Genomic DNA, 25,547 nt, shown 5'->3' with positions numbered 1-25,547 from the left:
GCCGGCCGCCAGGTAGAAGACCGCCACGACCCCGGCGACGGAGAGCGCGAACGTCTTCATCTCTGTGCCTCCGTGTCTCTGTGTGAGACCGCGGTTACGCTGTCTTCAGTTTCTTGCGTCCACGCTTGGCTGGCGCGGGCTTCAGCATCGTGGACAGGAACTGGCCCGTGTACGAGCGCGGCTCCCCCGCCACCACCTCGGGCGGGCCGGCGGCCACGATCTCGCCGCCGCGGGGGCCGCCCTCGGGGCCCAGGTCGATCACCCAGTCGGCCGTCTTGATGACGTCCAGGTTGTGCTCGATCACCAGCACCGTGTTGCCGCGCTCTACCAGCCGGTGAAGCACCTGCAGCAGCATCCGTACGTCCTCGAAGTGAAGCCCCGTCGTGGGCTCGTCCAGGATGTAGAAGGTCTGCCCCGTGGCCAGCTTGGAAAGCTCGGTTGCCAGCTTCACCCGCTGCGCCTCGCCGCCCGAAAGCGTGGTCGCGGCCTGCCCCAGGTGAATGTACCCCAGCCCCACGTCCGAAAGCGTCTGCAGCTGGCGGCGCAGCCGGGGGACGGCCTCGAACACCTCCAGCCCTTCGTCCACCGTAAGCTCCAGCACGTCGGCGATGGAGTGGCCCTTGTAGAACACCTCCAGCGTCTCCCGGTTGTACCGCTTGCCCCGGCACACCTCGCAGGGCACGTACACGTCGGGAAGGAAGTGCATCTCGATCTTCACCAGCCCGTCGCCCTGGCACGCCTCGCACCGCCCGCCCTTGACGTTGAACGAGAAGCGCCCCGGCGTGTAGCCGCGCATCTTGCTTTCGGGAAGCTCGGCGAACAGGTCGCGGATGACGGTGAACAGCCCCGTGTACGTCGCCGGATTGCTGCGCGGCGTGCGGCCGATGGGCGACTGGTCGATGTCCACCACCTTGTCCAGCAGCTCCAGCCCGTCGATGCCGTCGTGAAGGCCCGCCACCGACTTGGCGCGATAGAAGCGGCGGCCCAGCACGTTCCACAGGATGTCGTTGATCAGCGTGGACTTGCCCGATCCCGACACCCCCGTCACCGCCACGAAGCAGCCCAGGGGAATGCGCACGTCCAGCCCGCGCAGGTTGTGCTCGCGCGCGCCGCGGATCAGCAGCTCGCGCCCCGGCGCGGGCTGGCGCCGCTCGGCGGGGATCTCGATGCGCCGCTCGCCGCGCAGGTAGGCGCCGGTCAGCGACTCGGGGGCGGCGGTGATGTCGTCCACCGTGCCCTTGGCCACCACCCGCCCGCCGTGCCGCCCCGCGCGGGGGCCCAGGTCCAGCACGTAGTCGGCGGCGCGGATGGTTTCCTCGTCGTGCTCCACCACCAGCACGGTGTTCCCCAGGTCGCGCAGCGCCTTGAGCGTTTCCAGCAGCCGCTCGTTGTCGCGCTGGTGCAGGCCGATGGAGGGCTCGTCCAGGATGTAGAGCACGCCCACCAGCCGCGAGCCGATCTGCGTGGCCAGGCGAATGCGCTGCGCCTCGCCGCCCGAAAGCGTCTCGGCCGAGCGGCCCAGCGTCAGGTACTCCAGCCCCACGTTCACCAGGAACGAAAGGCGCTCGCGCACCTCCTTGAGGATGGGCCCGGCGATGTCGCGCTGCAGGTGCGGCAGCGCATCCACCTCGTCGAAGAACTCCAGCGCCTCGGAGACGGGGCGCCCCACCACGTCGCCCATCGACCGGCCGCCCACGGTGACGGCCAGGCTTTCCGGCCGCAGCCGCGCGCCGTGGCAGGTGCCGCAGGGGAGGGTGCTCATGTACTCTTCCAGCGTTTCGCGCACGGAGTCGCTGGTGCTGTCCTGGTAGCGCTGCTCGACGTCGCGGATGATGCCGGCCCACTTGATCTTCTTGGGCGCGGCGCCCTTCGCCCCGGGCCCCGCCTTCGCGGCCGGCCCCGCCTTGCCGTCCACCCCGAACATCAGCACCCGGCGCACCTCGTCGGGCAGCTCCTGCCAGGGGGCGTTCAGGTCGAAGCCCATGGCCCCGGCCAGCCCCTCGAGAATGGTGCCGCGAAGGTGCCCGCGCGGCACCCCCCAGGGGAGCACCACGCCTTCCAGGATGGACAGCGACTTGTCGGCCAGCACCAGGTCGGGGTTGGGCTCCTTGCGGGTGCCCAGCCCGCCGCACGCGGGGCAGGCGCCGTAGGGCGAGTTGAAGGAGAACTGGCGCGGCTCCAGCTCGGGGATGTTGATGCCGCACTCGGCGCAGGCGTAGTGCTCGCTGAACAGCTCCGGCTGCGGGTCTACCGCGCCGGGCGTGTGGGCCACCACCTGAACGACGCCTTCCGCCGCGCGCAGCGCCTGCTCCACGGCGTCGGCGATGCGCCCGCGGTTGTCGGGCTCCACCGCCACCTTGCGCTCCACGAAGATGGAGATGTCGTGGTTGGCGCGGCGGTTGAGCACGGGGGGCTCCTCCAGCCGGTGCACCTCGCCGTCGGTGCGGCCGTGGGTGAACCCCTTGCGCCGCATCTCTTCGAACAGGTCGCGGAACTCGCCCTTGCGGCCGCGCACCACGGGGGCCAGCACCTCCAGCCAGGTGCCCTCGGGAAGCTCCACCAGCCGCTCCACGATCTGCGTGGCGCTCTGCCGGGCGACGGGCTTGCCGCAGCTGGGGCAGTGGGGGGTGCCCGCGCGCGCCCACAGCAGCCGCAGGTAGTCGTACACCTCGGTGACGGTGCCCACCGTGGAGCGGGGGTTCCGGCCGGCGGTCTTCTGCTCGATGGAGATGGCGGGGGAGAGCCCCTCGATGGAGTCGACGTCGGGCTTTTCCATCATGCCCAGGAACTGCCGGGCGTAGGCCGACAGCGACTCCACGTAGCGCCGCTGCCCCTCGGCGTAGATGGTGTCGAAGGCCAGCGACGACTTGCCGCTCCCGCTCAAGCCCGTGATCACGGTCAGCTTGTCGCGGGGGATCTCGACGTCGACGTTCTGGAGGTTGTGCTCGCGCGCACCGCGGACGATCAGGTTTTCTTCTGCCATCCAGACAAGTTACCGCCCGGGCGCATTCCCTTCAACTCTCGGGGTGCGGGCCGCGGATGAATCCGGTTGCCGCGCTCGGCTGCGGCGCTACCGTAGATGGACGGGGCGAGCCAACGCCGGCCCGCCCCTCTCGATGGATCGTCACGCCGCGGCGGCCTTTCCGGTGCTTTCCGGCCGTGCCTCGGTGCGGACGGTGATCGCCGCCGCTCGCTGGCTGCGCCGCTTCGGCCGGATGACGATCTGAACATCCCGGTCCAGGCGGTTCAGAAATCCGAAAAGCCGCTCGAGAGAGAACCGGTCCAGCCGCCGCCGCACGAGGTCCGACACGGTCGGCTGGGTAGTTTCCAGCAGCACCGCCGCGTCTTTTTGCGTGAGCTTCCGCCGCCGGATCAGCGAAACGATGTGATGGACGAGTTCGGATTTTGCCAGCAACTCGTCCGAATCCGGCAGATCCAGATCCGCGAACACGTTGCCTGAACTGGGCGTGTATTCCACCGGCGCATCGGATTCGTCCGTCATCATGCTTTCTCCCGATTGGGGAACAGCTGGTCGTGAAGCCGGCGGGCGGCTGCGAGCCGGCTCTTGATCAACTCGACGTCTCTCTGAGATGTGGCGATCCCGCGTTTGCTCTTCTTCTGGAACGCGTGGAGCACGTATACCGCGCCTCCGAACCGGACCGTATAAACGGCGCGGTACGTGTCTCCGCCGTAATCGTCCAGGATCTCCAGCACGCTTGCCCCGCCAAAGCCCTTCAGCGGCTTGGCATCGTCGTGTTTTCCACCGAGTTGCGCCTCGTGGAGCGCGGCGCCGATGACAGTTGTGACTGCCTTCAGGAAGCTGCGCAGGTCGGCCTTCGCCGAACCGATCCAGTACAGCGGCTTGAGTGGCGGCGTCTCCATTGGAATATACGAAAACTAGGATATCGGTCAACGGTGTGCACACCGTAAACGTGAACAGAGAGTGCAATCTGATCACGACCGTTCCGATTGTCCAGAGTTGCGTATAGTGTGCTTCGACCCGGGTGCACGCGACTGGGGTCCGCCCAAGCTGTTTATGGGAGAGGGTGGACGCGTGTCAGCGCGGACGGGTGAGGGCCCACGGCAGCCGGGGCCTCGGTTCGGTGACCGCTGCCGCGCCCAGGCTGGTACGTGGTCGCGGCTGGATCCTTCGGCCCGCGAGGTACGGCGTGCGGGCGAGTGCGGTGCGCCTGGGCCTCAGGATGACAGGCCTTGGTGTGTGGTAGGGCTTTGTGCGGGGCGGAGATCCGTCAGGTCCGCGGGACGAGGACGGTGACGCCGCCGGGGACGGAGCGGGCGGTGAGGGGGGTGTGGCCGATGACTTCGCCGTCGAACTCGGTGATTACCGGCGGATCGGATTCGAGGGTGATCTCTGCCGCCTTCAGATAGATCAGCCGTTCGTCGCCCAGGTACTGGCGGCTGGCGACGCGCCACAGCACGGCGGCCACGTCGGACAGGGAGCGGGGCGCGAAGATGCACACGTCCAGCATGCCGTCCTGGTACGATACCGCGGGGCCCACGTGCACCTCGACGGAGGGGAACGGCTTGGCGACGAACTGGCCCATGTTGGCCAGCAGCACCATGGCCGCGTCCACCTCCGTCTCCACCCCGTCGGCGGTGATGCGGTAGCGTGCGACAGGCGGCGTGATGCCGGCCTTGAGCGCGGCGAACACGTACGCGCCGAAGCCCCAGCGGTCCTTGAGCTCGCGCGTGGCGGCGGAGATCACGGCCGCGTCCCACCCCGCGCCGGCGGCAAGCGCGAAGTAGCGGCCGTCGCCCAGCTGCCCCAGGTCGATGGGCGCCACCACGCCGTTCACCGCCACGTCCACGGCCCCCTCGATGTCGCCGGGAATGCCCAGGTTGCACGCCACCTGGTTGGCCGTGCCCTTGGGGATGATCCCCAGCGGCACGGACGTTCCGGCCAGCCCCGTGATCACCTCGGCCACGGTTCCGTCGCCGCCCACGGCGACAACGGCGCGGTAGCCGTGGCTGGCCGCTTCGCGCGCGGCACGCTCGGCGTCGCCCGCGGCCTGCGTGTGCACCACGTCGAAGCTGGCGCCGCGGACGGCGAAGGCGCCGGCCAGCAGGCGAAGGGCGCGCTCCGTGTCCAGCTGCCCCGCCGCGGGGTTGATCACGATCATCGTCCGCGAGCCGGGAACGATGGCGGGCGGCGACGCCGTGTGCTGGATGGGCTGGTCGCTCACGCGGGTCAGCGGAGCACGAAGGCGTCGTCCTTGGCCGCGCGGCCCTCCCACTCGGCGCGCTGCTCCTCGAACCCCGGCCGGCCCATGATGCCGTAGGTCAGCTGCTTGCCGAGCTCCACGCCCGGCTGGTCCAGCGGGTCCACGCCGTAGAAATGGCCGGCGTACACCGTGGCGATCTGCAGCATCATGAACAACCCGCCGATGGCGTGCGCGTCTACCCGCGGCACCTCGATGGTCATGCTCATCCGCCCGCGCTGCGCCAGCGCCGCCTCCGTCGCCAGCATCTCCGTGCGCAGAAGCTCGCCCATGCTGTGGCCGCCCAGGTACGCGAGCTCGCCGTGGTGGGGGTAGGCAAACGGGATCTGCACGTCCTTCTCGAAGTCGCGCTCGGCCAAAAAGGTGATGGTCTTGTCGAACGGCCCCTCCATGTACAGCTGCACCTGCGAGTGCTGGTCGGTGGCGCCCAGCGACTTGACGGGGGTGGGCCCGGCGAACACCTCGGTGCCGTCGCGGGTGTGCTGCTTGCCCAGGCTTTCGGCCCACAGCTGCCGGAACCAGTCGGCCACGTCGCGAAGCCGGTCGGAGTAGGGCATCATCACGTGGATGGGAGCGCCGTATTCCGTAGCGGCCAGGTACTGCAGCGCGGCGAACATCCCCGCGGGATTGGTCCGCAGGTCGTTGCTCTCGCACCGCTTCGCCATCTCCCGCGCCCCTTCCAGCAGCGCGGCGATGTCGATCCCCGCCATGGCCGCCGGAAGCAGCCCCACGGCGGAAAGCACGCTGAACCGCCCGCCCACGTTGGAGGGAACCGGCAGCGTGGCGATCTCTTCCTCGCGGGCCAGCGCGCGCAGCACGCCCTTCTCCGGGTCCGTCGTAAAGAGCAGGTGCCGGCGGTACCCGTCGCCCAGTTCGGCCTGCAGGCGCTCGCGGATGATCAGGTACTGGCTCATCGTCTCGGCCGTGCCGCCGCTCTTCGACACCACGTTGAAGAGCGTGCGCCGCAGGTCCACGTGGTCCAGGAACGCGCTGAACGTGGCGGGATCGACGTTGTCCAGCACGTGCAGGCGGGGAAAGAACTCGCGCGCCTCGTCGTCCAGCTCGTTCCACAGCGGGTGGAGCAGCGCGGTCCGCAGCGCCGTGGTCCCCAGCGCCGACCCGCCGATGCCGAGCACGACGAGGTTGCTGAACGCCTGCCCGGCGCCCTCGGCAAAGCGCTGGATCTCGCTGACCGTCTCGCCGCCGTCTGGAAGGGCGAAGAAGCCCATCTCACCGGAATCGCGGCGGCTGACCGTATCGGCGTGGGCGTCGCGGAAGCGCCCGGCCATCGCCTCCAGCCGGGCCGGATCGATCCCGCGGCCGCCCAGCCGGGTGGAGAGCATGTTGTTGTAGTCGAGCGAGATCATGACGACAGTGCGTGAGTGGGAAAGTGCGTGAGTGCGTGAGTGCGAAAGTGCCAAAGTGCCCTGGGATGTCATCCTGAAGGAGCGGCCACGCCGAACCCATCCTCGCGCCGAATCCCGCAGCGACTGAAGGATCCGCCACACACCTCGCGCCGAGCGCCGTAGTGGACGCCGCGCCGAAGCCCAGGCTCCCCTTCCTCTCTCCGTGCCCTCCGTGCCCTCCGTGTGAGACCTGCCGTGCCGATCCAGGCCTCCACGGGCGAATGAATTCGCTGCAACAGGCACACGAAGTCCACCTTCGTGGACTACCTGCTGCCGTTCCATCCGGAATGCCGTGGCGCGTCCTGGCTTCGCGGCAGCCTCTATATTTCCACCTCGAGACCGTCGTAAGCCGCGAAGATGCCTTCGGGCAGGCGCGCCTCCAGCTCGGCGTGCGAGACGCGGTGGCTCATGTGCGTCAGGTACGTGCGCTCGGCGCCCACCTCGCGCGCGGCGGCCACTGCTTCTTCCACGCTGAAGTGCGTGGGGTGCGGGCTGCCGAACCAGAGGGCGTTCAGCACGAGCACTCGCACACCGCGCAGCGCGTCCAGCGTGCGCGGCGGCAGGCTCTTGCCGTCGGTGATGTACCCCAGCGCGCCGATGCGAAGGCCGTACACCTGCAGCGGCCCGTGCGGCACCGGCACCGGCAGCACGTCGAACCCGGCGACGGAAACGGGCTCGTACGCGCGCACCGCCGTCAGCGTGGCCTCGGGCTTGGAGGTGCCCTCCAGCGGGCGGACGCGATGGTCGAAGATGTAGGCGAAGCGCTCCTCCAGCGTCGCCACGCACTCGCCCCCCGCGAACACTTCGACGGCTCCGCGCCCGCGCTGCGAGAACACGCGCACGTCGTCCAGGCCGTGCACGTGGTCCGCGTGGCAGTGCGTGAACCAGATGGCGTCCACCATCGGCACGCCGGCCGCCACCAGCTGCAGCCGCAGCTCCGGCGGCGTATCCACCAGCAGCCGCCGCCCGCCCTCCGTCACCAGCGCGCCGTGCCGCGTCCGCCGGTCGCGCGGGTCCGCCGACGTGCACGTTCCGCAGTCGCACCCGATCACCGGCACCCCGAAGCTGGTGCCGGTCCCCAGGAACCGCAGCTTCACGAAAGTGCGTGAGTGCGGGGTGCGTGAGTGCGGGAGTGAACGGCACTCGCTTCGCGCGCCCGCGCGGCGGCATGCACACTGGCGCACTCACGCACTGACGCACTCACGCACTCCCTCATATCACCACCACCTGCAGCAGGTTCGTGGTCCCCGCCTTGTGCATCGGCAGGCCGGCCGTAACCACGATGCGGTCGCCGGGCTTCGCCAAGCCGCGCCTGACCGCCTCCTCGCGGCCGCACTCCATCATCTCGGCGTAGGTCGCTTCGCGAGAGCAGACCACCGGGACCACTCCCCACACCAGCGCGAGCTGCTGGTACGTCTGCGGGTTTCCGGTGATGGCCAGGATGGGCACCGGCGGCCGGAACGAAGAAACGACGCGGGCCGTGGAGCCACTGCTGGTGAAGGTAAGGATCAGCGGCGCCTTCAGCCGGCGGACCGCCTCTACCGTGGCGCCGGCGATGGCGCGTTCCGTGGGCGTGGTGCCGTCCACCCCCGGGTCGATGGGGATGTCGTAGTGCGGCCCCGTTTCCAGGATGTGCGAGTCCTCGATCTCCTGGGCGATGCGCACCATGGCCTGCACCGCGGCGACGGGAAACTTGCCCGTCGCCGTCTCGGCCGAAAGCATCAGCGCGTCGGTGCCGTCGATGATGGCGTTGGCCACGTCCGACGCCTCGGCGCGGGTGGGGCGCGGGTTCTCGATCATCGACTCCAGCATCTGCGTGGCCGTGATCACCGGCCGGCTGGCGCCGTTCGCCATCTGGATCATCCGCTTCTGCGCCAGCGGCACCCGCTCGAAGGGCAGCTCCACCCCCAGGTCGCCGCGCGCCACCATCGCCGCCGCCGACGACTCCAGGATGGCCGACAGGTTCTCCAGCGCCATCCCCTTTTCCACCTTCACCACCACCAGCGGCCCGCCGGGCGGAATGCGGCTGACCAGGTCCTTCACGTCCTCGGCCGAACGGACGAACGAAAGGGCCAGGTAGTCCAGCTTCTGCTCCAGCGCGAAGTCCAGGTCGCGGAGGTCCTTTTCCGTCAGCGAGGGGATGCTCACCAGCGTGTTGGGAAGGTTGATCCCCTTGTTGCTGGTCAGCTCGCCGCCGTGGATCACGCGCATGGTCACCCGCGGCGCCTGCACCTCCTCGACGATCAGCTCCATCAAACCGTCGGCCAGCAGCACCACCTCGCCCACCTCCACGTCGTTCGCCAGCTGGTGGAAGGTGGTGGGAAGCTCGCCCTCCTGGTGCTCGCCCTCGGGGGCAAAGACCACGCGGTCGCCCGTCTTGAGCACCACGGGCTCGGGAAGCACGCCTACGCGGATCTTGGGGCCCTGCAGGTCGCCCAGGATGGCGATGGGGCGGCCCTTTTCGCGCGAGCACGCGCGGACGTTGGCGATGGTTTCGGCGTGGCGGTCCAGCTCGCCGTGCGAAAAATTGATCCGGGCCACGTCCATCCCGGCGTCGACGAGCGCCGCGATGCGCTCGGGCGACCACGAGGCGGGGCCCAGCGTGCAAACGATCTTGGTACGTCTTTGCATCGGCGTTCCGTCGGGTTGTGCGCTCCTCCGGCGGCGGGCAAGGACCGGACCGCAGGCCCCCCACCGCCGGGGTGAGCGGGACAACATGCCGCCGCCGTCCGCGCGCGCAAGGGCAGGGCGGGGAAATCGGTAGGATTCGTGCCAAATGGGATGGTCGAGGGGGTGTGGAGGACGTCGATGCGCTTCGATCGAGCCGGGCGCGGGCAGCGGTGCCCCCCATCCCCAGCCCTTCCCCCGCAAACTGCGCGGGGGAAGGGAGCCAGCCCGGTGCGCACCCGAACTCCTTGTGACGCACCACGACTCCTGGGCCGCACCACGACTTGCCATCCTGAGCCCCAGGCGCACCGAACCAGCCCGCACGCCCGACCTCGCGGGGCGAAGGATCTAGCGTGGGGCACGTAACAGCCCGGGCGCGGCAGCGGTCACCGGTGCAGAGGCCACGAAGTCGGGGCGTTTCGAACGAGGCCGGCGCATGCCGCTGAGCAACCGGGAGGATCGTTGACAGTTTAGACCGACAGGATTGTTGACACTTTGTCATATCCCTTGGGAGTCCGGCGTCAGCCGGAGATCTTCCAGGTTCTCTCGTTCAGTCTACCCAGAAGACGCCGGTAGAAGTAGATCGACCACACGCCGTCGTCGACTTCTTCCAGCGCCACGGCTTCGTGGACCAGCGCCTGGGTGAGGAAGATCTGCCGGCCCTTGAACTTGATCATGCCGGCCTGCCTCACGTGCCTCACCTCGCAGTGCAACTCGTACTCGGGCTTCGGCAGGCACTCGGGCATCGCACGCGCTGAGGCGGTGTAGAGCGATGCCGGTGTCTGTTGCCCAAGTGCTTCGTGCGGGCGTTCGTGTACGAACTCCCAGCGGAAATGATCGAAGATGCCCTGCTGCCCCACCTGGTGCTCTCCAGGCGGCCTCGTTGTCTCCGCTTTCAGCGTACGGTGCATCCTCTCGTGAGAGCCGTTCTGGTCCGGCCGCCCGGGATCGATCCGTTCGTGCTCGATCCCCAGCTTGGTCCACCACACGTTCAGGCGCGTCAGGCCGAAGAGCGTCGCCGAGGCGAAGGGTGGCCCATTGTCCGTGCGGATCGTTACCGGCAGCCCATTCTCCCGAAAACACCGTTCGTAGCTAGGCTGGGCTTCACTGAAGCGTACCGAGAGCAGTGCGTCACACGTCAGCAGCGCGCGGGAATACGCATCGGTAATCGTCAGCGGATAGCACTCCACGCCGTCGCGCGTGCGGAACTGGCCCTTGTAGTCCGCCGCCCACATCTCATTGGCCGCGCTCGCCCGAATCGGTCCCACGGGCTCGCGAACCGAGCTGCGCCGTCTGCGCCGCGGCTCCACCAGTCCACTGCGGCGAAACAGGTCCCCGACGGTGCTTGCCGCCGGCAACGCGCCTTCCAACTCGGGGCGCTTCCGAAGCAGCCACGGCAGAATCTTGCGTGGCCCCCAGGTCGGGTGTGTCGTGCGCGCCTCGATCAGGGCGTCCGCAAAGTCGGAGGCCGTCCGATGAGGGCAGGTATGCGGGACGTGGCTGCCTTCCGTCAGGCCCTCCACACCATGCGCCTCGTACCGCCGCACCCACTTGTAGCCGGTTTGCCGGCTGATCCCGTACCGGCGGCATAGCTCGGCCATCGAGTACAGTCCATCCTGCTGGGCGGCTACGAATTTCAGACGATCGTTCACAGGTCGTGTCGGTTGCGGCATGGCTCATCTCCGTGTCGAGGCCATGCTCGTTACCATCGCAAACTGTCAACGATCCTCCCGGTCTAAACTGTAAACAATCTACCACTCCTGTACCCGCGGCTGCCCTCTCCCCCGGCCCCTCTCCCGCAAGCGGGAGAGGGGAGAATTCGCTTGCGCTTCGGCGGGCATGGCGCACCTCACCACGCGGGCAGTCCGCGCAGGCGGACTTCGTGAATGCCAGCTGCGGTCTCAACCGTCGGCTGGGGGTGCGGCCTCGGCCATGGTGACCGCTGCCGCGCCCTGGCTCGTACCCATCCGCCGTTAGATCCTTCGGCCCGCGACGGGTGTGCTGCGGGCCGGTTCGGCGCGCCTGGGCCTCAGGATGACAGGCTGTTGCGCGCCATCAGCTTCGGTGACGCACTCGACTGGCTCCCTTCCCCCGCGGCTGTTTGCGGGGGAAGGGTTGGGGATGGGGGGCGCCGGCCCGAGCACCGGACCTGCCCGCTCATGCCTCAACTCTGGTGTGTACACCCTCTCCCACGCTGTTTGTGGGAGAGGGTGGCACGCGTGTCAGCGCGGTCGGGTGAGGGCCCCACGGCAGCCGAGGCCCACGCTTCGCATCCTCCCCGTCACCCGAAAGCATTGCCCTTCACCGGGGGGCGAATATTTTAGCATGTGCTCTTTTCAGGGTCCCCGGCGGGCGGTATCATACCGCATTCGCAACTCCCATCCGGAAGGCCGCTTGATGAAACGGATCGTCCTGTTGGCAAGCCTGCTCGCGGCCCCCGCCGCGGCGCAGCAGGTCAGCATCCCGCACACGATGTTCTCGCTCCCCAACGGGCTGCGCGTCGTGGTGGCGGAAGACCACTCCACGCCGGTGGTGGCGGTGAACGTGTGGTACCACGTGGGCAGCGGCTACGAAAAGCCGGGCCGCACCGGGTTCGCCCACCTCTTCGAGCACGTGATGTTCGAGGGCTCGCGCTACGTGCCCGAGGGCGACTTCGACAACCTGCTGGAAGCGGCCGGCGCCCGGAACAACGGCAGCACCACCACCGACCGCACCAACTACTACGAGGTGATGCCCTCCAACGCGGTGGAGCTGGCCCTGTGGCTGGAGGCCGACCGCATGGGCGGCCTGCTCGACGCCATGTCGCCCACCAAGCTTTCGGGGCAGCGCGGCGTGGTGCAGAACGAGCGCCGGCAGAGCTACGAGAACCAGCCGTACGGCATGCTGTGGGAAACGGCCTCGTCGCTGCTGTACCCGGCCGGCCACCCGTACTCGTGGACCACCATCGGCTCCATGGCCGACCTGGACGCCGCGCAGGTGGAGGACGTTTCCGAGTTCTTCCGCACCTACTACGCGCCCAACAACGCCACCATCGCCATCGTGGGCGACGTGAACACCGACCAGGTGCGCCAGTGGGTCACACGCTACTTCGCGGGCATCCCGCGGGGCGGCGACGTGCAGCGCCCGCAGATTCCCGTGCCTTCGCTGGCCTCCACCGTCTACACCACGCGCGAAGACCGGGTGACCCTTCCCGAGCTGAGCATGGTGTGGCGCACCGGCCCCCGCTTTTCGGCCGACGAGGCCGCGGTGAACGTGCTGGCGGCGGTGCTCACGCAGGGCAAGAGCGCGCGGCTGCACAAGCGGCTGGTGTACGACGAGCAGGTGGCCGCCTTCACCGCGGCCTTCCACGAGGCCAACCTGCTGTCGGGCGACCTGTGGATCCGCATCCGCGCCAAGCCCGACGTGGACCTGGACCGCATCGAGGCGGCGGTGAACGAAGAGGTGGCGCGCCTGGCGCAGACGCCGCCCTCGCGCGAGGAGCTGGACCGCGTGGTGAACACGCTGGTCACCGGCTTCGTGAGCGCGCTGGAAACGGTGGAAGGGAAGGCCGACCGGCTGAACGACTACCTGTACTACGCCGGCGAGCCCGACCACGCCGAGGAAGACCTGGCGCGCTACCGCGCCCTCACCCCCGCCGACATCCAGCGGGCGGCGCAGCAGTACCTGGCCGGGCGCAACCGCGTGGTGATCAGCTTCGTGCCCCAGGGCAAGACGGCGCTGGCCGCCGAGGAGAACCAGTGATGAACCGTACCATCGCGATCGCCGCGGCGGGCGCGGCCCTGGCGGCCTGCACCCCCGCCGCCGTCCCGGCCCCTGAAGCCGGGCCGGTGCCGGCCCCCGTCACGACGGCGCAGGAGTTTCCGCGCACCGCCCCCCGGCCCGGTGCCGCGCCCCGGGTGGATTTGCCGGACCCGGTGCGCATGCGCCTGGGCAACGGCCTGAACGTCGTCTACGTGCGCCAGGCCGAGCTGCCCGTGATCAGCGCGGTGATGGTCACGCGCGGCGCCGGTAGCGCCGACGAGCCCGCCGCCACGCCGGGGCTGGCGTCGTTCACCGCCAACATGCTCGACGAGGGCGCCGGCGGCCGGTCGTCGCTGGAGCTGGCCGACGCGCTGGAACTGCTGGGCGCCAACCTCAGCACCGGCGCCGGGGTCGATGCCGCCCAGGCCAACCTGTACGTGCTGCGGCAGAACTTTCCGCAGGCGCTGCGGCTGATGGCCGACGTGGTGACGCGTCCCGACCTTCCCCAGCGCGAGGTCGACCGATTGAAGCAGGAGCGGCTGACGCAGCTGGCCCGCGCCCGCGACGAGGCGGGCACCATCGCCAACTACGCGTTCTCGGGGCTGGTGTACGGCTCCGGGCACCCCTACGGCCGCTATCCCACGGCGAGTGCCACGCAGGCCCTGACGCGGCAGGCCGTGTCCGCCTTCCACGGCCAGCGCTTCCGGCCCGAAGCCAGCACGCTGATCCTGGTGGGCGACGTAGACCCGGCGCAGATGCAGCCGCTGGTGGAGCAGGCGTTCGGCGCATGGCGCGCGCAGGGCACGGCCGTGGCGTCCTCGCCGCCCACCGCGCCGCGGATCGGGCGCACCACCATCTACCTGATCGACAAGCCGGGCGCGGCGCAGTCCGAAATCCGCATCGGGCACCCGGGCGTGGCCCGCAGCACGCCCGACTACTACGCGCTGCTGGTGATGAACACGCTGCTGGGCGGCTCGTTCACCAGCCGCCTGAACACCAACCTGCGCGAAACGCACGGCTGGTCGTACGGCGCCAGCAGCGGCTACCAGATGCTGCGCGGCGAGGGCCCCTTCACCGCGCGGGCCGGCGTGCAGACCAACGCCACCGACAGCTCGCTCGTGGAGTTCTTCCGCGAGCTGGGCCGCATCCGCGCCGAGGACGTGAGCGAGGCCGACCTGGACAAGGCCAAGGCCTTCGTGGCCCTGCGCCTCCCCGACCAGCTGGAAACCACGCAGGACGTGGCGGGCCAGCTTGCCACGTTGGAGACGTACGGGCTGGACGCGTCGTTCTTCGACACCTACGTGCAGCGGGTGATGGCGGTGACCGCGGCGGACCTGCGGCGGGTGGCCAACCAGTACGTGCGGCCGGAGCAGTCGGTGGTCGTCATCGTGGGCGACCGCTCCAAGGTGGAGGCCGGCATCCGCGCCGCCAACCTGGGCCCGGTGGAGATCCGCGAGGTGACGGAGTTCGTGCGATGACGGACGCGTGAGTGCGTCAGTGCGGGAGTGCGGAAGAAACACCACTCACGCACTCACGCACTCCACGCACTCACGCACTTCCCCACGCCCCGGCGCGCGTCGCGAACGCTCGCCGGGGCTTTCGCGTCGGGCCCCGCGCGGCTATTCTACCCGCCGCACGCAACCCAAACCCAAGTCAGGAAATGCCGGAAGCGTTCGCGAGCGGAGGGCCCATGCTGCTGGCTGGCACGGCCAACCTCCCGCTCGCCGAAGAGATCGCGCAGGTCGTCGACGTGCCGCTGGGGGCGGTGACCATCCAGCGCTTCGCCGACGGAGAAATCTTCGTCCGCATCGACGAAAACGTCCGCGGACGCGACATCTTCATCATCCAGAGCACCACCGCGCCGGCCGACAGCATCATGGAGATGCTGCTGCTGATCGACGCGGTCAAGCGCGCCTCGGCCGCCCGGGTGACAGCCGTGATGCCCTACTTCGGCTACGCGCGGCAGGACCGCAAGGACCAGCCGCGGGTGGCCATCGGCGCCAAGCTGGTGGCCAACATGCTCGTCAGCGCCGGCGCCGACCGCGTGCTGTCGGTGGATTTCCATCAGCACCAGATCCAGGGCTTCTTCGACGTGCCGGTGGACCACCTGTACGCGGCGCCCGTCTTCACGCGGTACTTCCGCGAGAAGCAGCTGACCAACCTGGTGGTGGTATCGCCCGACGTGGGCTCGGCCAAGATGGCGCGCGGGTTCGCCAAGCGGCTCGACGCCACCATGGGCATCATCGACAAGCGCCGCCCGGCCGCCAACGTGGCCGAGGTGATGAACGTCATCGGCGAGGTGGAGGGCAAGGACTGCCTCCTTTCCGACGACATGATCGACACGGCCGGCACCATGGCCGAGGCGGCGCGCGCGCTCAAGGAGCGCGGCGCCAACGACGTGTACGCCTGCGCCACCCACGCCCTGCTTTCGGGCCCGGCGGTGGAGCGGCTGGCGAACGCGCCGTTCAAGGAGATCGTGGTCACCAACACGGTGCCCGTTCCCCAGGAGAAGCGGTTCCCCGGCCTTACCGTGCTCTCCGTGGGAGAGCTGGTGGGGCAGGCGATCCGCTTCACCCACATCAACGAGTCGGTCAGCTCGTTGTTCGAGTAGCACCAGGCGGTGCGCGGGCCGGGCCGTACGGGCCCCGGACGCTCGCCGTGTGACTTTCATCGCAAGGAGGTTCCGGATGGCCAAGACCACACTCAGCGCCACGCTCCGCAGCGGCGCCGGCAAGGGCGTCGCGCGCAAGCTGCGCTCGGCCGGGCAGGTTCCCGCCGTGCTGTACGGCCACGGCGACACGCCCCGCTCGCTCGCGGTCGACGCCCACCAGCTGGAGCTGATGATGGCGGCCGTGGGCCCCAACACCATCATCACCCTGCAGCTGGATGGCGAAGGCACGCAGGACGTGCTGCTTCGCGACGTGCAGATGCACCCGTACAAGCCCGAGGTGCTTCACGTGGACTTCTTCCACGTGCACGCGGGCGAAAAGGTGCACGTGAAGGTGCCGGTGCGCCTGACGGGCAAGCCCGTGGGCGTGCACACCGACGGCGGCATCCTTGACCAGGTGCTGTACGACCTGGAAATCGAGTGCCTTCCCAACGCCATCCCCGACGTGGTGGAAATCGACGTCAGCGGCCTTCACATCGGCGAGTCCGTGCGCGTGGGCCAGGTGCCGGCCGGCAGCTACAAGGTGCTGAACGACGTGGAGCTTCCCATCGCCTCCATCGTGGGCGCGTCGCGCAACGAGGGCGTGGAGACCGACGCCGAGCCCACCGAGCCGGCGCTGGTGAAGACGGGCGGCAAGGACGACGAGGAGTAGGCACCCGTGCTGGAGCGCCTGCGGGCGCTGCTGGCGGGCGTTGCCGAACGGGAGGAGGAGGCGGCGGTGGCCGGGGCCAAGGTGATCGTGGGGCTGGGAAACCCCGGCCGCGAGTACGACAACACCCGCCACAACGCGGGATGGTGGCTTCTGGACGTCCTGGCCCAGCGCTGGGGCGTCCCGAAGTTCCGCGCGGAAAAGAACCAGGCCGTCGCCACCACCCGGGTAGAGCCGTTCCAGGTGCGGCTGATCAAGCCGCTGACCTACATGAACCGCAGCGGCTCGGTGCTCGTTCCGCTCAAGCGGATGGGCGCGCTGGACCTGGGCAAGGACCTGCTGGTGCTGGTGGACGACGTGGCGCTGGAGCCCGGCCGCGTGCGGTTTCGCCCCTCGGGAAGCGCGGGCGGCCACAACGGGCTCAAGTCCATCGAGCAGGCGCTGGGTACCAAGGACTACCCGCGCCTGCGCATCGGCGTGGGGACCAAGCCCCCCGGCGCCGACCTGGCGGACTGGGTGCTCTCGTCCATGCCCCGGGGCGACCGCAAGCTGGTGGACGAGCGGCTCCCGGAGCTGGCCGAGGCCGTGGAGACGTGGATGCGCGACGGCATCGAGGTCGTGATGGACCGCTACAACCGCTAGGCACCGCTGCACCTGTACCGCGCCGGACCCCCTCCTTTCCGGCGCGGTTTTGCAGTTCCGGCATACCTCCTGCCTCAAAGGGCCGGCCGTGAACCCGACGATTCTTACCGACTGGCTGTGGGTCCTGGGTCTCCTGGGCCTGGGCTTCACCTGGGTAATCTGGGACCAGCTGCGCAAGCTGCCCCCGGGCAACGAGGTCATGCGGGGCCTGGCCGCGCAGATCCAGGCCGGGGCGCTGGCCTTCGCCCGCCGCATCGGCGTGGTGATGGCGGCCTTCGTGGGTGCCGCCGCCCTCCTGCTCTTCCTGGCGATGGGGTACCGCAGCGCCGGCGCCTTCGTGGGCGGGGCGGTCTGCGCCATGGCCGCGGCGATGGGCGGGCTGTTCGCCGCCGTCCGCGCGAACGTACGCACCGCCGAAAGCGCCCGCTATCCCGGGCAGTCCGCCGCGCTGCGGACCGCCTTTTCCGGCGGCGCGGTGGCGGGGCTGGCCGTGGCCTCGCTGTGCATGCTGGGCGCGGGGCTGATGTTCCTGCTGGGCATTCGCCTTCCCGGCGTGTTCGAGGAGGTGCGGTTCCGCGAGTACGGCGAGATCGTTCCCGCCTTCGCCATAGGGGCCGGCAGCATCGCGCTGTTCGCGCGGATGGGCGGCGGCATCTTCAAGACCTCGGCCGACATCGGCGCCGACCTGGTGGGCAAGGTCGAGGCCGACATCCCCGAGGACGACCCCCGCAACCCCGCCACCATCGCCGACCTGGTGGGCGACTGCGCGGGGGGCACGGCGGGGATGGCGTCGGACCTGTTCGAATCGACCGTGGCCGCCGTGATCGCCGCCATCGCGGTGGGAATGACGGAGCGCACGCTGACCGGCTACGAGAACCGCATCTCCGCCGTGTCGCTCCCGCTGTTCGCCATCGGCGTGGGGCTGCTGGTGTCCATCGCCGCGGTGTACCTGCTGCGCCTGCTGGACCGGGGCACGCCGGCGGAGACGCTGCGCAACGTGCAACTGGCGGCCGCCGCGCTCTTCCTGCTGGCGATGTTTCCCATCGTCTACCTGCTCCCCTTCGACCTGGCCGACGAGGCGTCGGGGCGCGTGTACAGCTTCCTGGGGCCGTACTGGGCGCTGCTGGCCGGCACCCTGGCCGGCGTGCTGGTGGGCGGCATCACGGCGTTCTTCACCGGCCCGCGCGCCTCGCGGCTGATCGCCCAGGCATCGAGCATGGGCCCGGCGGCCAACGTGCTGGCGGGCATCTCCGCCGGCCTGCAGTCGTCCGTCCCGGTGCTGCTGACCATCTGCGCGGCCATCGGGGTGTCGTACGCCCTGTCGGGGCTGTACGGCATCGCGGTCGCGGCCATCGGCATGCTCGCGACGGTGGGCATCACCATGACGGTGCACGCCTTTTCGCCCATCGCCGACAACGCGGGCGGCATCGTGCAGCTGGGGCACCTGGGGCCCGACGCGCGCCGGGTGACGGACGCGCTGCACACCGCGGGCAAGCAGCAGAGCGCCATCATCAACTCGTTCGCCATCTCCTCCGCGGCGCTGACGTCCATCGCGCTCTATGCGGCGTACGCCTCGTGGGTGGGGCTGGAGGGGATCAACCTGATCGATCCCATCGTGGTGATCGGGTTCCTGGTGGGGGGCGCGGTTCCCTTCGCGGTCGCGGCGCTCACCATCACCTCCGTCTCCACCGCGGCCCGCGCCATGATCGCCGAGGTGCGGCGGCAGTTCACCGACACGCCCGCCATCATGGAAGGCACCGTGCCCCCCGACAGTGTGGCGTGCGTGGACCTGGCGACGCGCATGGCGCTGCGCGGGATGGTGGTCCCCGGCGTGGTGGCCGTCGCCGCGCCGGTGTTGATGGGCTCGCTCCTGGGGGTGGAGGCGCTGGGCGGGATGCTGGCGGGGGCGACGCTGACGGGCGTGCTGCTGGCGCTGTTCATGTCCAACGCGGGAAGCGCCTGGGACAACGCGCGCCAGATGATCCACACGGCGCCGGGGGGGCGCGGCAGCCGCGAGCACCTGGCCGCCGTGGTGGGCGACAGCATCGGCGATGCGTTCAAGGACACGGCGGGGCCGTCGATGAACATCCTGATCAAGCTGATGAGCCTGATCTCGCTCGCCATCGTCCCCTGGCTGCTCAGCCTGCCCATCAACGAGGGCAAGGGCGGGCCCGAGCCGGTGGAAGAGGCGGTGGCGTTCGTTTCCCGGCTCGCGGCGGCCTTGCTCGGCTGAGTGAATCCGATCGATACAGCGCCCCCGGACGAGCTTCGTCCGGGGGCTTTCTGTGTCCCGAAAAACCCGTCGCACTCGTGGCGGGTTCCGTTATTGGATGTTAGGGGTGTTCGCTTTTATATTGCAGGCGAACCTCGGACGGAGACGCGAACGTGAACGAAGAGCCGAAGACACCGCCCGCGCCGCACCCGCCGGAGTGGCTGCAGTTCCAAGCCCAGATGGCTGCGCGTGGACTGACGGTGAAGCTGCCGACGGTGGATCCCAACTGGACCCTGCCCGAGCCGATGGAGGTAGAGGGCGAAACCGCGAGCCAGGCAGTGATCAGGCTGCGGAGGACGGCGCGATGGTGAGGCGGTACGTGCTCGACACGTCCGCGCTCGCGAAGCTGTACGTGGTCGAGGCCGATTCCACGACTGTGCGCGACATGATGCGCGGTGCCGTAGCGCCGGCGGCTTCAACGGAGGTGATCGTGTACGATCTTGCCCTGCCAGAAACCATTGCGGCACTCAAGCAGATCGTCCGCAGCCGTACCGCCGCGCGCCGAGGGTTCAGCCCGGCGGCGTTCCGACGCGCCGTTCCCCAGGTGTGGGACGACCTCACCAGCGGCACGCCGTTGCTCGTGGTCCCCGCGTCGGAATACGTGCACTCCGCCGCAAGGATCGTGGAACGCCGCGAACTGCGCGCGCCCGACGCAGTGCACGTCGCGACGGCGCTCGGGGTCGAGCCACCGGTGATCTTCGTCAGCGGTGATGTGGAGCAGTGCAGGGCGGCGCGGGCCGAGGGGCTGGAGGTGATCGAACTGGCCGCGTGATGATTCCGGGAAGTGGACCCTGGCCCGTGGGAACGGGTACCGGGGAGACATCCACTCCCAAGTGATTGCACCACATGAAGATCCGCTTCAATCCCATCGGCCGCGTCGTTCAAGGGGCGGTGGTTCTGCTCGCCGTCACCGCTGCCGCGTGCGGAGACCTGCCGACGGGCCCGGCTCCGGAAGACGACCGGGTGCGCGGGATCGACGTCTCGCGCTGGCAGGGCGCCATCGACTGGAACGCCGTCGCGGGTGACGAGGTCGAATTCGCGTTCATCAAGGCCACCGAGGGCGGCGACTTCACCGACCCGCGGTTCGCCGCGAACTGGTCCGCGGCCAGGCAGGCCGGCGTGCTGCGCGGCGCCTACCACTTCTACCGTCCGCAGACCAGCGCCACCAAGCAGGCCGAGCACTTCCTGCGCACGGTGCCGCTCGCCGCGGGCGACCTGCCGCCTGTGCTGGACGTGGAGGTGACGGACGGCGCGTCGCCGGATTCCATCGCGCGCGGCGTACGGACCTGGCTGGAGACGGTGGAGCGCGCGACGGGACGCCGGCCCATCATCTACACGCGCGCCAGCTTCTGGACGCCCAGCGTGGGCGCGGCGTTGAGCGAGTACCCGCTGTGGGTGGCGCACTACGGGGTAGCCGAACCGAACCTTCCGACGGGATGGCGGGACTGGACCTTCTGGCAGCACACGGACGAGGGGCGCGTGGCGGGGATCGACGCGAACGTGGACCAGAACTGGTTCAACGGCACCCGCGACCAGCTGCGGACCTTCGCCGCCACCGGAGCGATTCCCGTGGACCGCTGACGGTCCGCGGGTTGACGGCACCCGCCGATGGGTGTACGTTCAGCGCTCGGCCGGGCTCTCAGATCTGAGGCCCGGCCTGTTCGTTTGGGATGAATCCGACTGCGTTTCCAATATGCTGAAGCTGGGAATCGTGGGGCTGCCCAACGTGGGCAAGTCCACGCTGTTCAATGCGCTGACGGCCGCCGGCGCCGACGCCGCCAACTACCCGTTCTGCACCGTCGAGCCCAACGTGGGCATGGTAGAGGTGCCGGACCCGCGCGTGGACCTGCTCGCCGAAAAGGTGCAGCCGCAGCGGGTGCTGCGCGCCACGGTGCAGTTCGTCGACATCGCCGGGCTGGTGAAGGGCGCCTCGGAGGGCGAGGGGCTGGGCAACCAGTTCCTGGCCAACATCCGCGAAACCGACGCCATCGTGCACGTGGTGCGCTGCTTCGACGATCCCGACGTGGTGCACGTGATGGGCGGGGTAGACCCCGTGCGCGACCGCGAGGTCATCAACCTGGAGCTGGCGCTGGCCGACCTGGGCGTGGTGGAGAAGCGGCTCGAGAAGGCGCGCAAGGCGGCCCGCGGCAACGACCGCGACGCCCAGGCCGAGCTGGGCCTACTGGAGCGCCTGAACACCGCCCTCGGCGAGGGCCAGCCTGCGCGGGTGGTGGACGCGAACGACGACGAGCAGAAGATCCTTCGCTCGTACAACCTGCTCACCAGCAAGCCGGTGCTGTACCTGGCCAACGTGGCCGAGGACGACCTGCCCGAGGGCGACAACGAGCACGTCCGCGCCCTGCGCAGCTCGGTGGAAGCCAGCGGCGAGCGGGCGGAGATCATCCCCATCTCCAGCAAGATCGAGAGCGAGCTGGCCGAGCTTCCCCCCGAGGAGCGCCAGGAATTCCTGGCCTCGCTGGGGCTGGACGAGCCCGGCCTTCACACGCTGATCCGCGTGGGCTACCGGCTGCTGGGGCTGCAGGTGTACTTCACCGCGGGCGAAAAGGAAGTGCGCGCCTGGGAGATCCCGGTCGGCGCGCGCGCCCCGCAGGCCGCGGGCGTCATTCACAGCGACTTCGAGCGCGGCTTCATCCGCGCCGAAACGGTGGGCTGGGGCGACTTCGAAAAGATGGGCTCGGTGAAGGCCGCCCGCGACAAGGGGCTGATGCGGTCCGAAGGCAAGGAGTACGTGGTGCAGGACGGCGACATCCTGCTCTTCCGCTTCAACGTGTGATTCCATCAGCCCAAAAACGAAGCCCCGGCGGACCACGCGTCCGCCGGGGCTTCGCTCATTTCCCTGCTGTTCCAGGCGGCGCCTGGTGCCCGTCAGCGCGCGGGCGGGCTCTCGGCCGACGGCGGGCTCGCGGCGGGCTTGCGGCGCGAGGGCACGACGGAGACGCCCACCATCAGCGCGTCGTCGAAGTCCGAACCGCCCAGGTAGGTGCGGTAGCGCGCGCTGACCGCGCCGGCCCCGGACCCCAGGCCGAGCGTCACCACGGGTTCCCAGAAGCTCCCTGCGCGGAGGCTTACGTCTTCGCCGTGGCAGTCGGCGCAGTTGGTGATCGTGCGGGTCACGTGAAGGAAGCTGTGCCCCGCGTTCACCCCCGCCGTCAGCACGACGGGCTTCGCCCCGCCCATCGAAAGCGGGGGCGTGCGCACGCCGGCGGAGAGCGTGCCGATGCCCCCCGCAACGCCGGAGGTCTTTTCCCCCTGGTTCGTTTCCTGGGTGAACGCCGCCTCGTCGCTCATGCCGACGATGCCGCCCTCGGCGCTCAGGCTCAACATCCGGTAGGCGATGATGCTTCCGCTGATCTGCAGCCCGAAGGCGCGGTGGCCCACGCCCGCGCTGTCGGCGGCGATGGGGTTGATGGCGCTGGTGATCAGGTCCATACCGCCGCCGTACTCGATCGTCCGGGTACGGGTCTGCGCGTGGACCGCGTTCGCGGCGAGAAGCAGCGCCGCGGAAAAGCAGGTGGTAATGATTCGCATGGGTGAACGTGGGGTGCGGTGCGTTGGTGGCGGCCGCTCAGACGCGTGGGGACGGGTCAGCCAGCCTGCTCGCGCGCAGGGAGATTGGGGGAACCGGCGCGGGAGACATTATGCATCTGTTTCCGCCCTCGTTCAAGAGCCATGGCCCGAACCGCCGCCCGCGAGCCAGCCGGGGAGCTGGCGGATGCTTTCCAGCCGCGCGAACTCCTGGCCGTGCAGCGCCTCGTCGGGCACCTGCTCGTGGATCCAGGTGATGGCGTAGGGGATGTGCACCGCCGCGCCGCCCGCCTGCAGCACGGGGAGCACGTCGGACTTCAGCGAGTTGCCCACCATCACGAACCGCGACGGGTCGATGCGGTGCCGCGCGATCACACCGGCGTAGGTGCGCGCGTCCTTTTCCGAGACGATCTCGATCGCTGAAAAGCGGTCGCCCAGGCCGGAGCGGGCCAGCTTGGCCTCCTGGTCGAACAGGTCGCCCTTGGTCAGCAGCATCAGGCGATGGTTCTCCGCCAGCGCCTCCACCGTCTCGGCCACCCCGTCCAGAAGCTCTACGGGCGCCGTCAGCATCTCCCGCCCCATGTCGATGATGCGCTGCACCTCGTTGCCGGCGATGCGCCCCTCCGTCAATTCGATCGCCGTTTCGATCATCGACAGCACGAAGCCTTTCACCCCGTATCCGAAGTGCTGCAGGTTGCGCTTTTCGGCAGCGTACAGGCGCTCGTCGATCCACGCCGCGTCGTGGTAGGAGGTGAGCAGCGCGCGGAACCGCTCCTGGGTGGCGGTGAAGATGGGCTCGTTGTGCCACAGCGTGTCGTCCGCGTCCAGTGCGACGACGTCGAAGGCGGGGGTGCGCGTGCCTGGCATGGTCGGGTTCGGTGCGGGTGCGGATCGCCGGACGGGCGACAATATGAGCGCAGGGACGGCGGGGCGCGATGGCGGGGGGCCGGGTTGCCCGGGGGGGACGCGGCCTCTACATTTCGCCGTTTCCATCCGGGCCCGACGCACCGACCCGATCCCCCAACCCAGCCGTGACCGATGGCCAGGTTTGAAGGCGTAGATTTCTACAGCATCGACGAGCTGCTCACCGAAGAGCAGCGGATGATCCGCGACACCGTGCGGCAGTGGGTGGACGAGCACCTGATGCCGGTGATCAACGACGCGTACGTCGGCCGCTACCTTCCCAAGGAGCTGATCCCCGGGATGGCCGAGCTGGGCGTGTTCGGCGCCAACCTGCCGGAGGAGTACGGCTGCGCGGGGCTCGACAACGTTTCGTACGGGCTGATCATGCAGGAGCTGGAGCGCGGCGACAGCGGCATCCGCTCGTTCGCCTCGGTGCAGGGCGCGCTGTGCATGTACCCCATCTACGCGTTCGGCAGCGAGGAGCAGAAGCAGGAGTACCTTCCGCGGATGGCCACGGGCGAGGTGATCGGCTGCTTCGGCCTGACGGAGCCCGACTTCGGCAGCAACCCCGGGGGGATGATCACCCGGGCCCGGAAGACGGACGACGGCTGGGTGATCAACGGCGCCAAGATGTGGATCACCAACGGGTCTACCGCCAACATCGCCATCATCTGGGCCAAGACGGGCGACGACGCCAAGAGCATTCGCGGCTTTGTGGTGCCCACCGACGCGCCCGGCTTCAGTGCCAAGGACCAGAAGGGCAAGCTGTCGCTGCTGGCCTCGGACACGTCGGAGCTGGTGCTGCAGGACGTGCGCGTGCCCGACACGGCCCTGCTCCCCAAGTCGGGCGGCCTGAAGAGCCCACTGATGTGCCTGACGCAGGCCCGCTACGGCATCGCGTGGGGCGCGGTGGGCGCGGCCATGGCGTGCTTCGACGAGGCGGTGAGCTACGCGAAGAACCGCGAGGTGTTCGGCCGTCCGCTGGGCGCCACGCAGATCCAGCAGGTGCGCCTGGCCAACATGCTCACCGAGATCACCAAGGCCCAGCTGCTCTGCTGGCGGCTGGGTGCCATGAAGGACGCCGGGACCATGCGTCCCGAGCAGGTGTCGCTGGCCAAGCGCAACAACGTGGACATGGCTACCGAGATCGCGCGCGAGGCGCGGCGGTTGCTGGGGGCCAACGGCATCCTGGTGGAGTACCAGTCCATGCGCCACATGGCCAACCTGGAGTCGGTGTACACGTACGAAGGCACCGACGACGTGCACGCGCTGATCCTGGGCCAGGACATCACCGGCCTGGCGGCGTACTGACTTGACGAATCCGCGCCGGAGGGGTACATTATCCCTCCTGTCGCGAACGCACCGATAGCTCAACTGGCAGAGCAGGGGACTCTTAATCCCAAGGTTGTAGGTTCGATTCCTACTCGGTGCACTGCTGCGCCGGCTGCGAAGTGACAAGAAGTACCCTGCGCCCATAGCTCAGCTGGATAGAGCGTCTGACTACGGATCAGAAGGTCGGGAGTTCGAATCTCTCTGGGCGCACCTTCGCGGCGTGAGCCATCACGGTCACGCCGCCACGATTTGAGAAGGCCGGAACAACGTCTGCGGACTGGTACGCTCCTGTGGCGGAACTGGTAGACGCGCTAGATTCAGGATCTAGTGGGCGCAAGCTCGTGGAGGTTCGAGTCCTCTCGGGAGCACTGTCCGCGGTACGGAACGCACGGCTCTCTCTGCCCAGGTGCTGAAACTGGTAGACAGGCCAGACTAAGGATCTGGTGCCTTAACCGGCGTGGAGGTTCGAGTCCTCTCCTGG

At 69.2% G+C, this 25,547-nt stretch carries 21 protein-coding genes and 3 tRNA genes; 14 read left to right on the top strand and 10 right to left on the bottom strand.

Annotation, left to right across the window (positions count from 1 at the left end; genetic code table 11):
* Positions 1-94 precede the first annotated feature (94 nt).
* The 8 genes from uvrA to VF632_RS08515 all read right to left on the bottom strand — a co-directional run bounded on the left by uvrA (position 95) and on the right by VF632_RS08515 (position 10,965).
* Positions 95-2,983 carry an excinuclease ABC subunit UvrA gene (gene uvrA / locus VF632_RS08550; RefSeq protein WP_331022454.1) on the bottom strand — a complete coding sequence of 963 codons (2,889 nt, stop codon included), beginning with the start codon at positions 2,981-2,983 and terminating at the stop codon, positions 95-97.
* A 141-nt stretch (positions 2,984-3,124) separates the two neighbouring features.
* Positions 3,125-3,505 (bottom strand): helix-turn-helix domain-containing protein, encoded by a 381-nt coding sequence (locus tag VF632_RS08545; protein WP_331022453.1) that lies wholly within the window; start codon positions 3,503-3,505, stop codon positions 3,125-3,127.
* Positions 3,502-3,882 (bottom strand): type II toxin-antitoxin system RelE/ParE family toxin, encoded by a 381-nt coding sequence (locus VF632_RS08540; protein ID WP_331022452.1) that lies wholly within the window; start codon positions 3,880-3,882, stop codon positions 3,502-3,504. Before VF632_RS08540 ends, VF632_RS08545 begins: the two co-directional genes overlap by 4 nt.
* Before the next feature lie 368 nt (positions 3,883-4,250).
* The gene (locus VF632_RS08535) at positions 4,251-5,204 is read right to left on the bottom strand and encodes a diacylglycerol kinase family protein (protein WP_331022451.1); all 954 of its coding nucleotides are present in this window, start codon (positions 5,202-5,204) and stop codon (positions 4,251-4,253) included.
* Positions 5,205-5,209: 5 nt separating this feature from the next.
* Positions 5,210-6,607 carry a glucose-6-phosphate isomerase gene (locus VF632_RS08530; protein ID WP_331022450.1) on the bottom strand — a complete coding sequence of 466 codons (1,398 nt, stop codon included), beginning with the start codon at positions 6,605-6,607 and terminating at the stop codon, positions 5,210-5,212.
* A 359-nt stretch (positions 6,608-6,966) separates the two neighbouring features.
* Entirely contained in the window at positions 6,967-7,743 is a 777-nt protein-coding gene (locus VF632_RS08525) for an MBL fold metallo-hydrolase (RefSeq protein ID WP_331022449.1), read from the bottom strand.
* A gap of 115 nt (positions 7,744-7,858) precedes the next feature.
* Positions 7,859-9,277 (bottom strand): pyruvate kinase, encoded by a 1,419-nt coding sequence (pyk, locus tag VF632_RS08520; RefSeq protein WP_331022448.1) that lies wholly within the window; start codon positions 9,275-9,277, stop codon positions 7,859-7,861.
* 557 nt (positions 9,278-9,834) lie between these two features.
* Positions 9,835-10,965 carry an integrase core domain-containing protein gene (locus tag VF632_RS08515; protein WP_331022447.1) on the bottom strand — a complete coding sequence of 377 codons (1,131 nt, stop codon included), beginning with the start codon at positions 10,963-10,965 and terminating at the stop codon, positions 9,835-9,837.
* A gap of 745 nt (positions 10,966-11,710) precedes the next feature.
* On the opposite strand from VF632_RS08515, the gene VF632_RS08510 reads away from it, so the two are divergent.
* The 10 genes from VF632_RS08510 to ychF all read left to right on the top strand — a co-directional run bounded on the left by VF632_RS08510 (position 11,711) and on the right by ychF (position 22,079).
* Positions 11,711-13,054 (top strand): pitrilysin family protein, encoded by a 1,344-nt coding sequence (locus VF632_RS08510; protein WP_331022446.1) that lies wholly within the window; start codon positions 11,711-11,713, stop codon positions 13,052-13,054.
* A complete protein-coding gene (locus VF632_RS08505; protein WP_331022445.1) occupies positions 13,054-14,532 on the top strand; it encodes a pitrilysin family protein in 1,479 nt (492 codons plus the stop codon). The genes VF632_RS08510 and VF632_RS08505 overlap by 1 nt, the downstream gene beginning before the upstream one ends.
* Positions 14,533-14,744: 212 nt before the next feature.
* Positions 14,745-15,665, top strand: a complete 921-nt coding sequence (locus VF632_RS08500; RefSeq protein ID WP_331022444.1) for a ribose-phosphate pyrophosphokinase — start codon at positions 14,745-14,747, stop codon at positions 15,663-15,665.
* A gap of 76 nt (positions 15,666-15,741) precedes the next feature.
* Positions 15,742-16,374: a 50S ribosomal protein L25 gene (locus VF632_RS08495; protein WP_331022443.1), complete on the top strand. Its 633-nt coding sequence runs from the start codon at positions 15,742-15,744 to the stop codon at positions 16,372-16,374.
* Positions 16,375-16,380: 6 nt separating this feature from the next.
* Positions 16,381-17,013: an aminoacyl-tRNA hydrolase gene (gene pth / locus VF632_RS08490; RefSeq protein ID WP_331022442.1), complete on the top strand. Its 633-nt coding sequence runs from the start codon at positions 16,381-16,383 to the stop codon at positions 17,011-17,013.
* A gap of 88 nt (positions 17,014-17,101) precedes the next feature.
* Complete coding sequence (locus VF632_RS08485; RefSeq protein ID WP_331022441.1) at positions 17,102-19,246, top strand: sodium-translocating pyrophosphatase; 2,145 nt, start codon at positions 17,102-17,104, stop codon at positions 19,244-19,246.
* Between the two features lie 152 nt (positions 19,247-19,398).
* Entirely contained in the window at positions 19,399-19,596 is a 198-nt protein-coding gene (locus VF632_RS08480; protein WP_331022440.1) for a hypothetical protein, read from the top strand.
* Between the two features lie 8 nt (positions 19,597-19,604).
* Complete coding sequence (locus VF632_RS08475; RefSeq protein WP_331022439.1) at positions 19,605-20,057, top strand: type II toxin-antitoxin system VapC family toxin; 453 nt, start codon at positions 19,605-19,607, stop codon at positions 20,055-20,057.
* Between the two features lie 74 nt (positions 20,058-20,131).
* On the top strand, positions 20,132-20,866 hold the full coding sequence (locus VF632_RS08470; protein WP_331022438.1) for a glycoside hydrolase family 25 protein: 735 nt from the start codon (positions 20,132-20,134) through the stop codon (positions 20,864-20,866).
* A 112-nt stretch (positions 20,867-20,978) separates the two neighbouring features.
* Positions 20,979-22,079: a redox-regulated ATPase YchF gene (ychF, locus tag VF632_RS08465; protein WP_331022437.1), complete on the top strand. Its 1,101-nt coding sequence runs from the start codon at positions 20,979-20,981 to the stop codon at positions 22,077-22,079.
* Between the two features lie 92 nt (positions 22,080-22,171).
* Here ychF and VF632_RS08460 read toward each other — a convergent pair whose 3' ends face one another.
* Positions 22,172-22,834 (bottom strand): hypothetical protein, encoded by a 663-nt coding sequence (locus VF632_RS08460; protein ID WP_331022436.1) that lies wholly within the window; start codon positions 22,832-22,834, stop codon positions 22,172-22,174.
* 132 nt (positions 22,835-22,966) lie between these two features.
* Positions 22,967-23,698 carry an HAD family hydrolase gene (locus VF632_RS08455; RefSeq protein WP_331022435.1) on the bottom strand — a complete coding sequence of 244 codons (732 nt, stop codon included), beginning with the start codon at positions 23,696-23,698 and terminating at the stop codon, positions 22,967-22,969.
* Between the two features lie 171 nt (positions 23,699-23,869).
* On the opposite strand from VF632_RS08455, the gene VF632_RS08450 reads away from it, so the two are divergent.
* From VF632_RS08450 to VF632_RS08435, 4 genes are all read left to right on the top strand, one after another.
* Entirely contained in the window at positions 23,870-25,045 is a 1,176-nt protein-coding gene (locus VF632_RS08450) for an acyl-CoA dehydrogenase family protein (RefSeq protein ID WP_331022434.1), read from the top strand.
* A gap of 48 nt (positions 25,046-25,093) precedes the next feature.
* A tRNA-Lys gene (locus tag VF632_RS08445) sits at positions 25,094-25,166 on the top strand.
* Positions 25,167-25,202: 36 nt separating this feature from the next.
* Positions 25,203-25,276: transfer RNA gene (locus VF632_RS08440), tRNA-Arg, on the top strand.
* A 74-nt stretch (positions 25,277-25,350) separates the two neighbouring features.
* Positions 25,351-25,434, top strand: a tRNA-Leu gene (locus VF632_RS08435).
* Positions 25,435-25,547: the final 113 nt, after the last annotated feature.

Source organism: Longimicrobium sp. (assembly GCF_036388275.1).
In the GTDB taxonomy this organism is placed as follows: Bacteria; Gemmatimonadota; Gemmatimonadetes; order Longimicrobiales; family Longimicrobiaceae; genus Longimicrobium.
The sequence above is the reverse complement of the archived record's forward strand: the minus strand, read 5'-3'. Positions and strand labels throughout refer to the sequence as shown.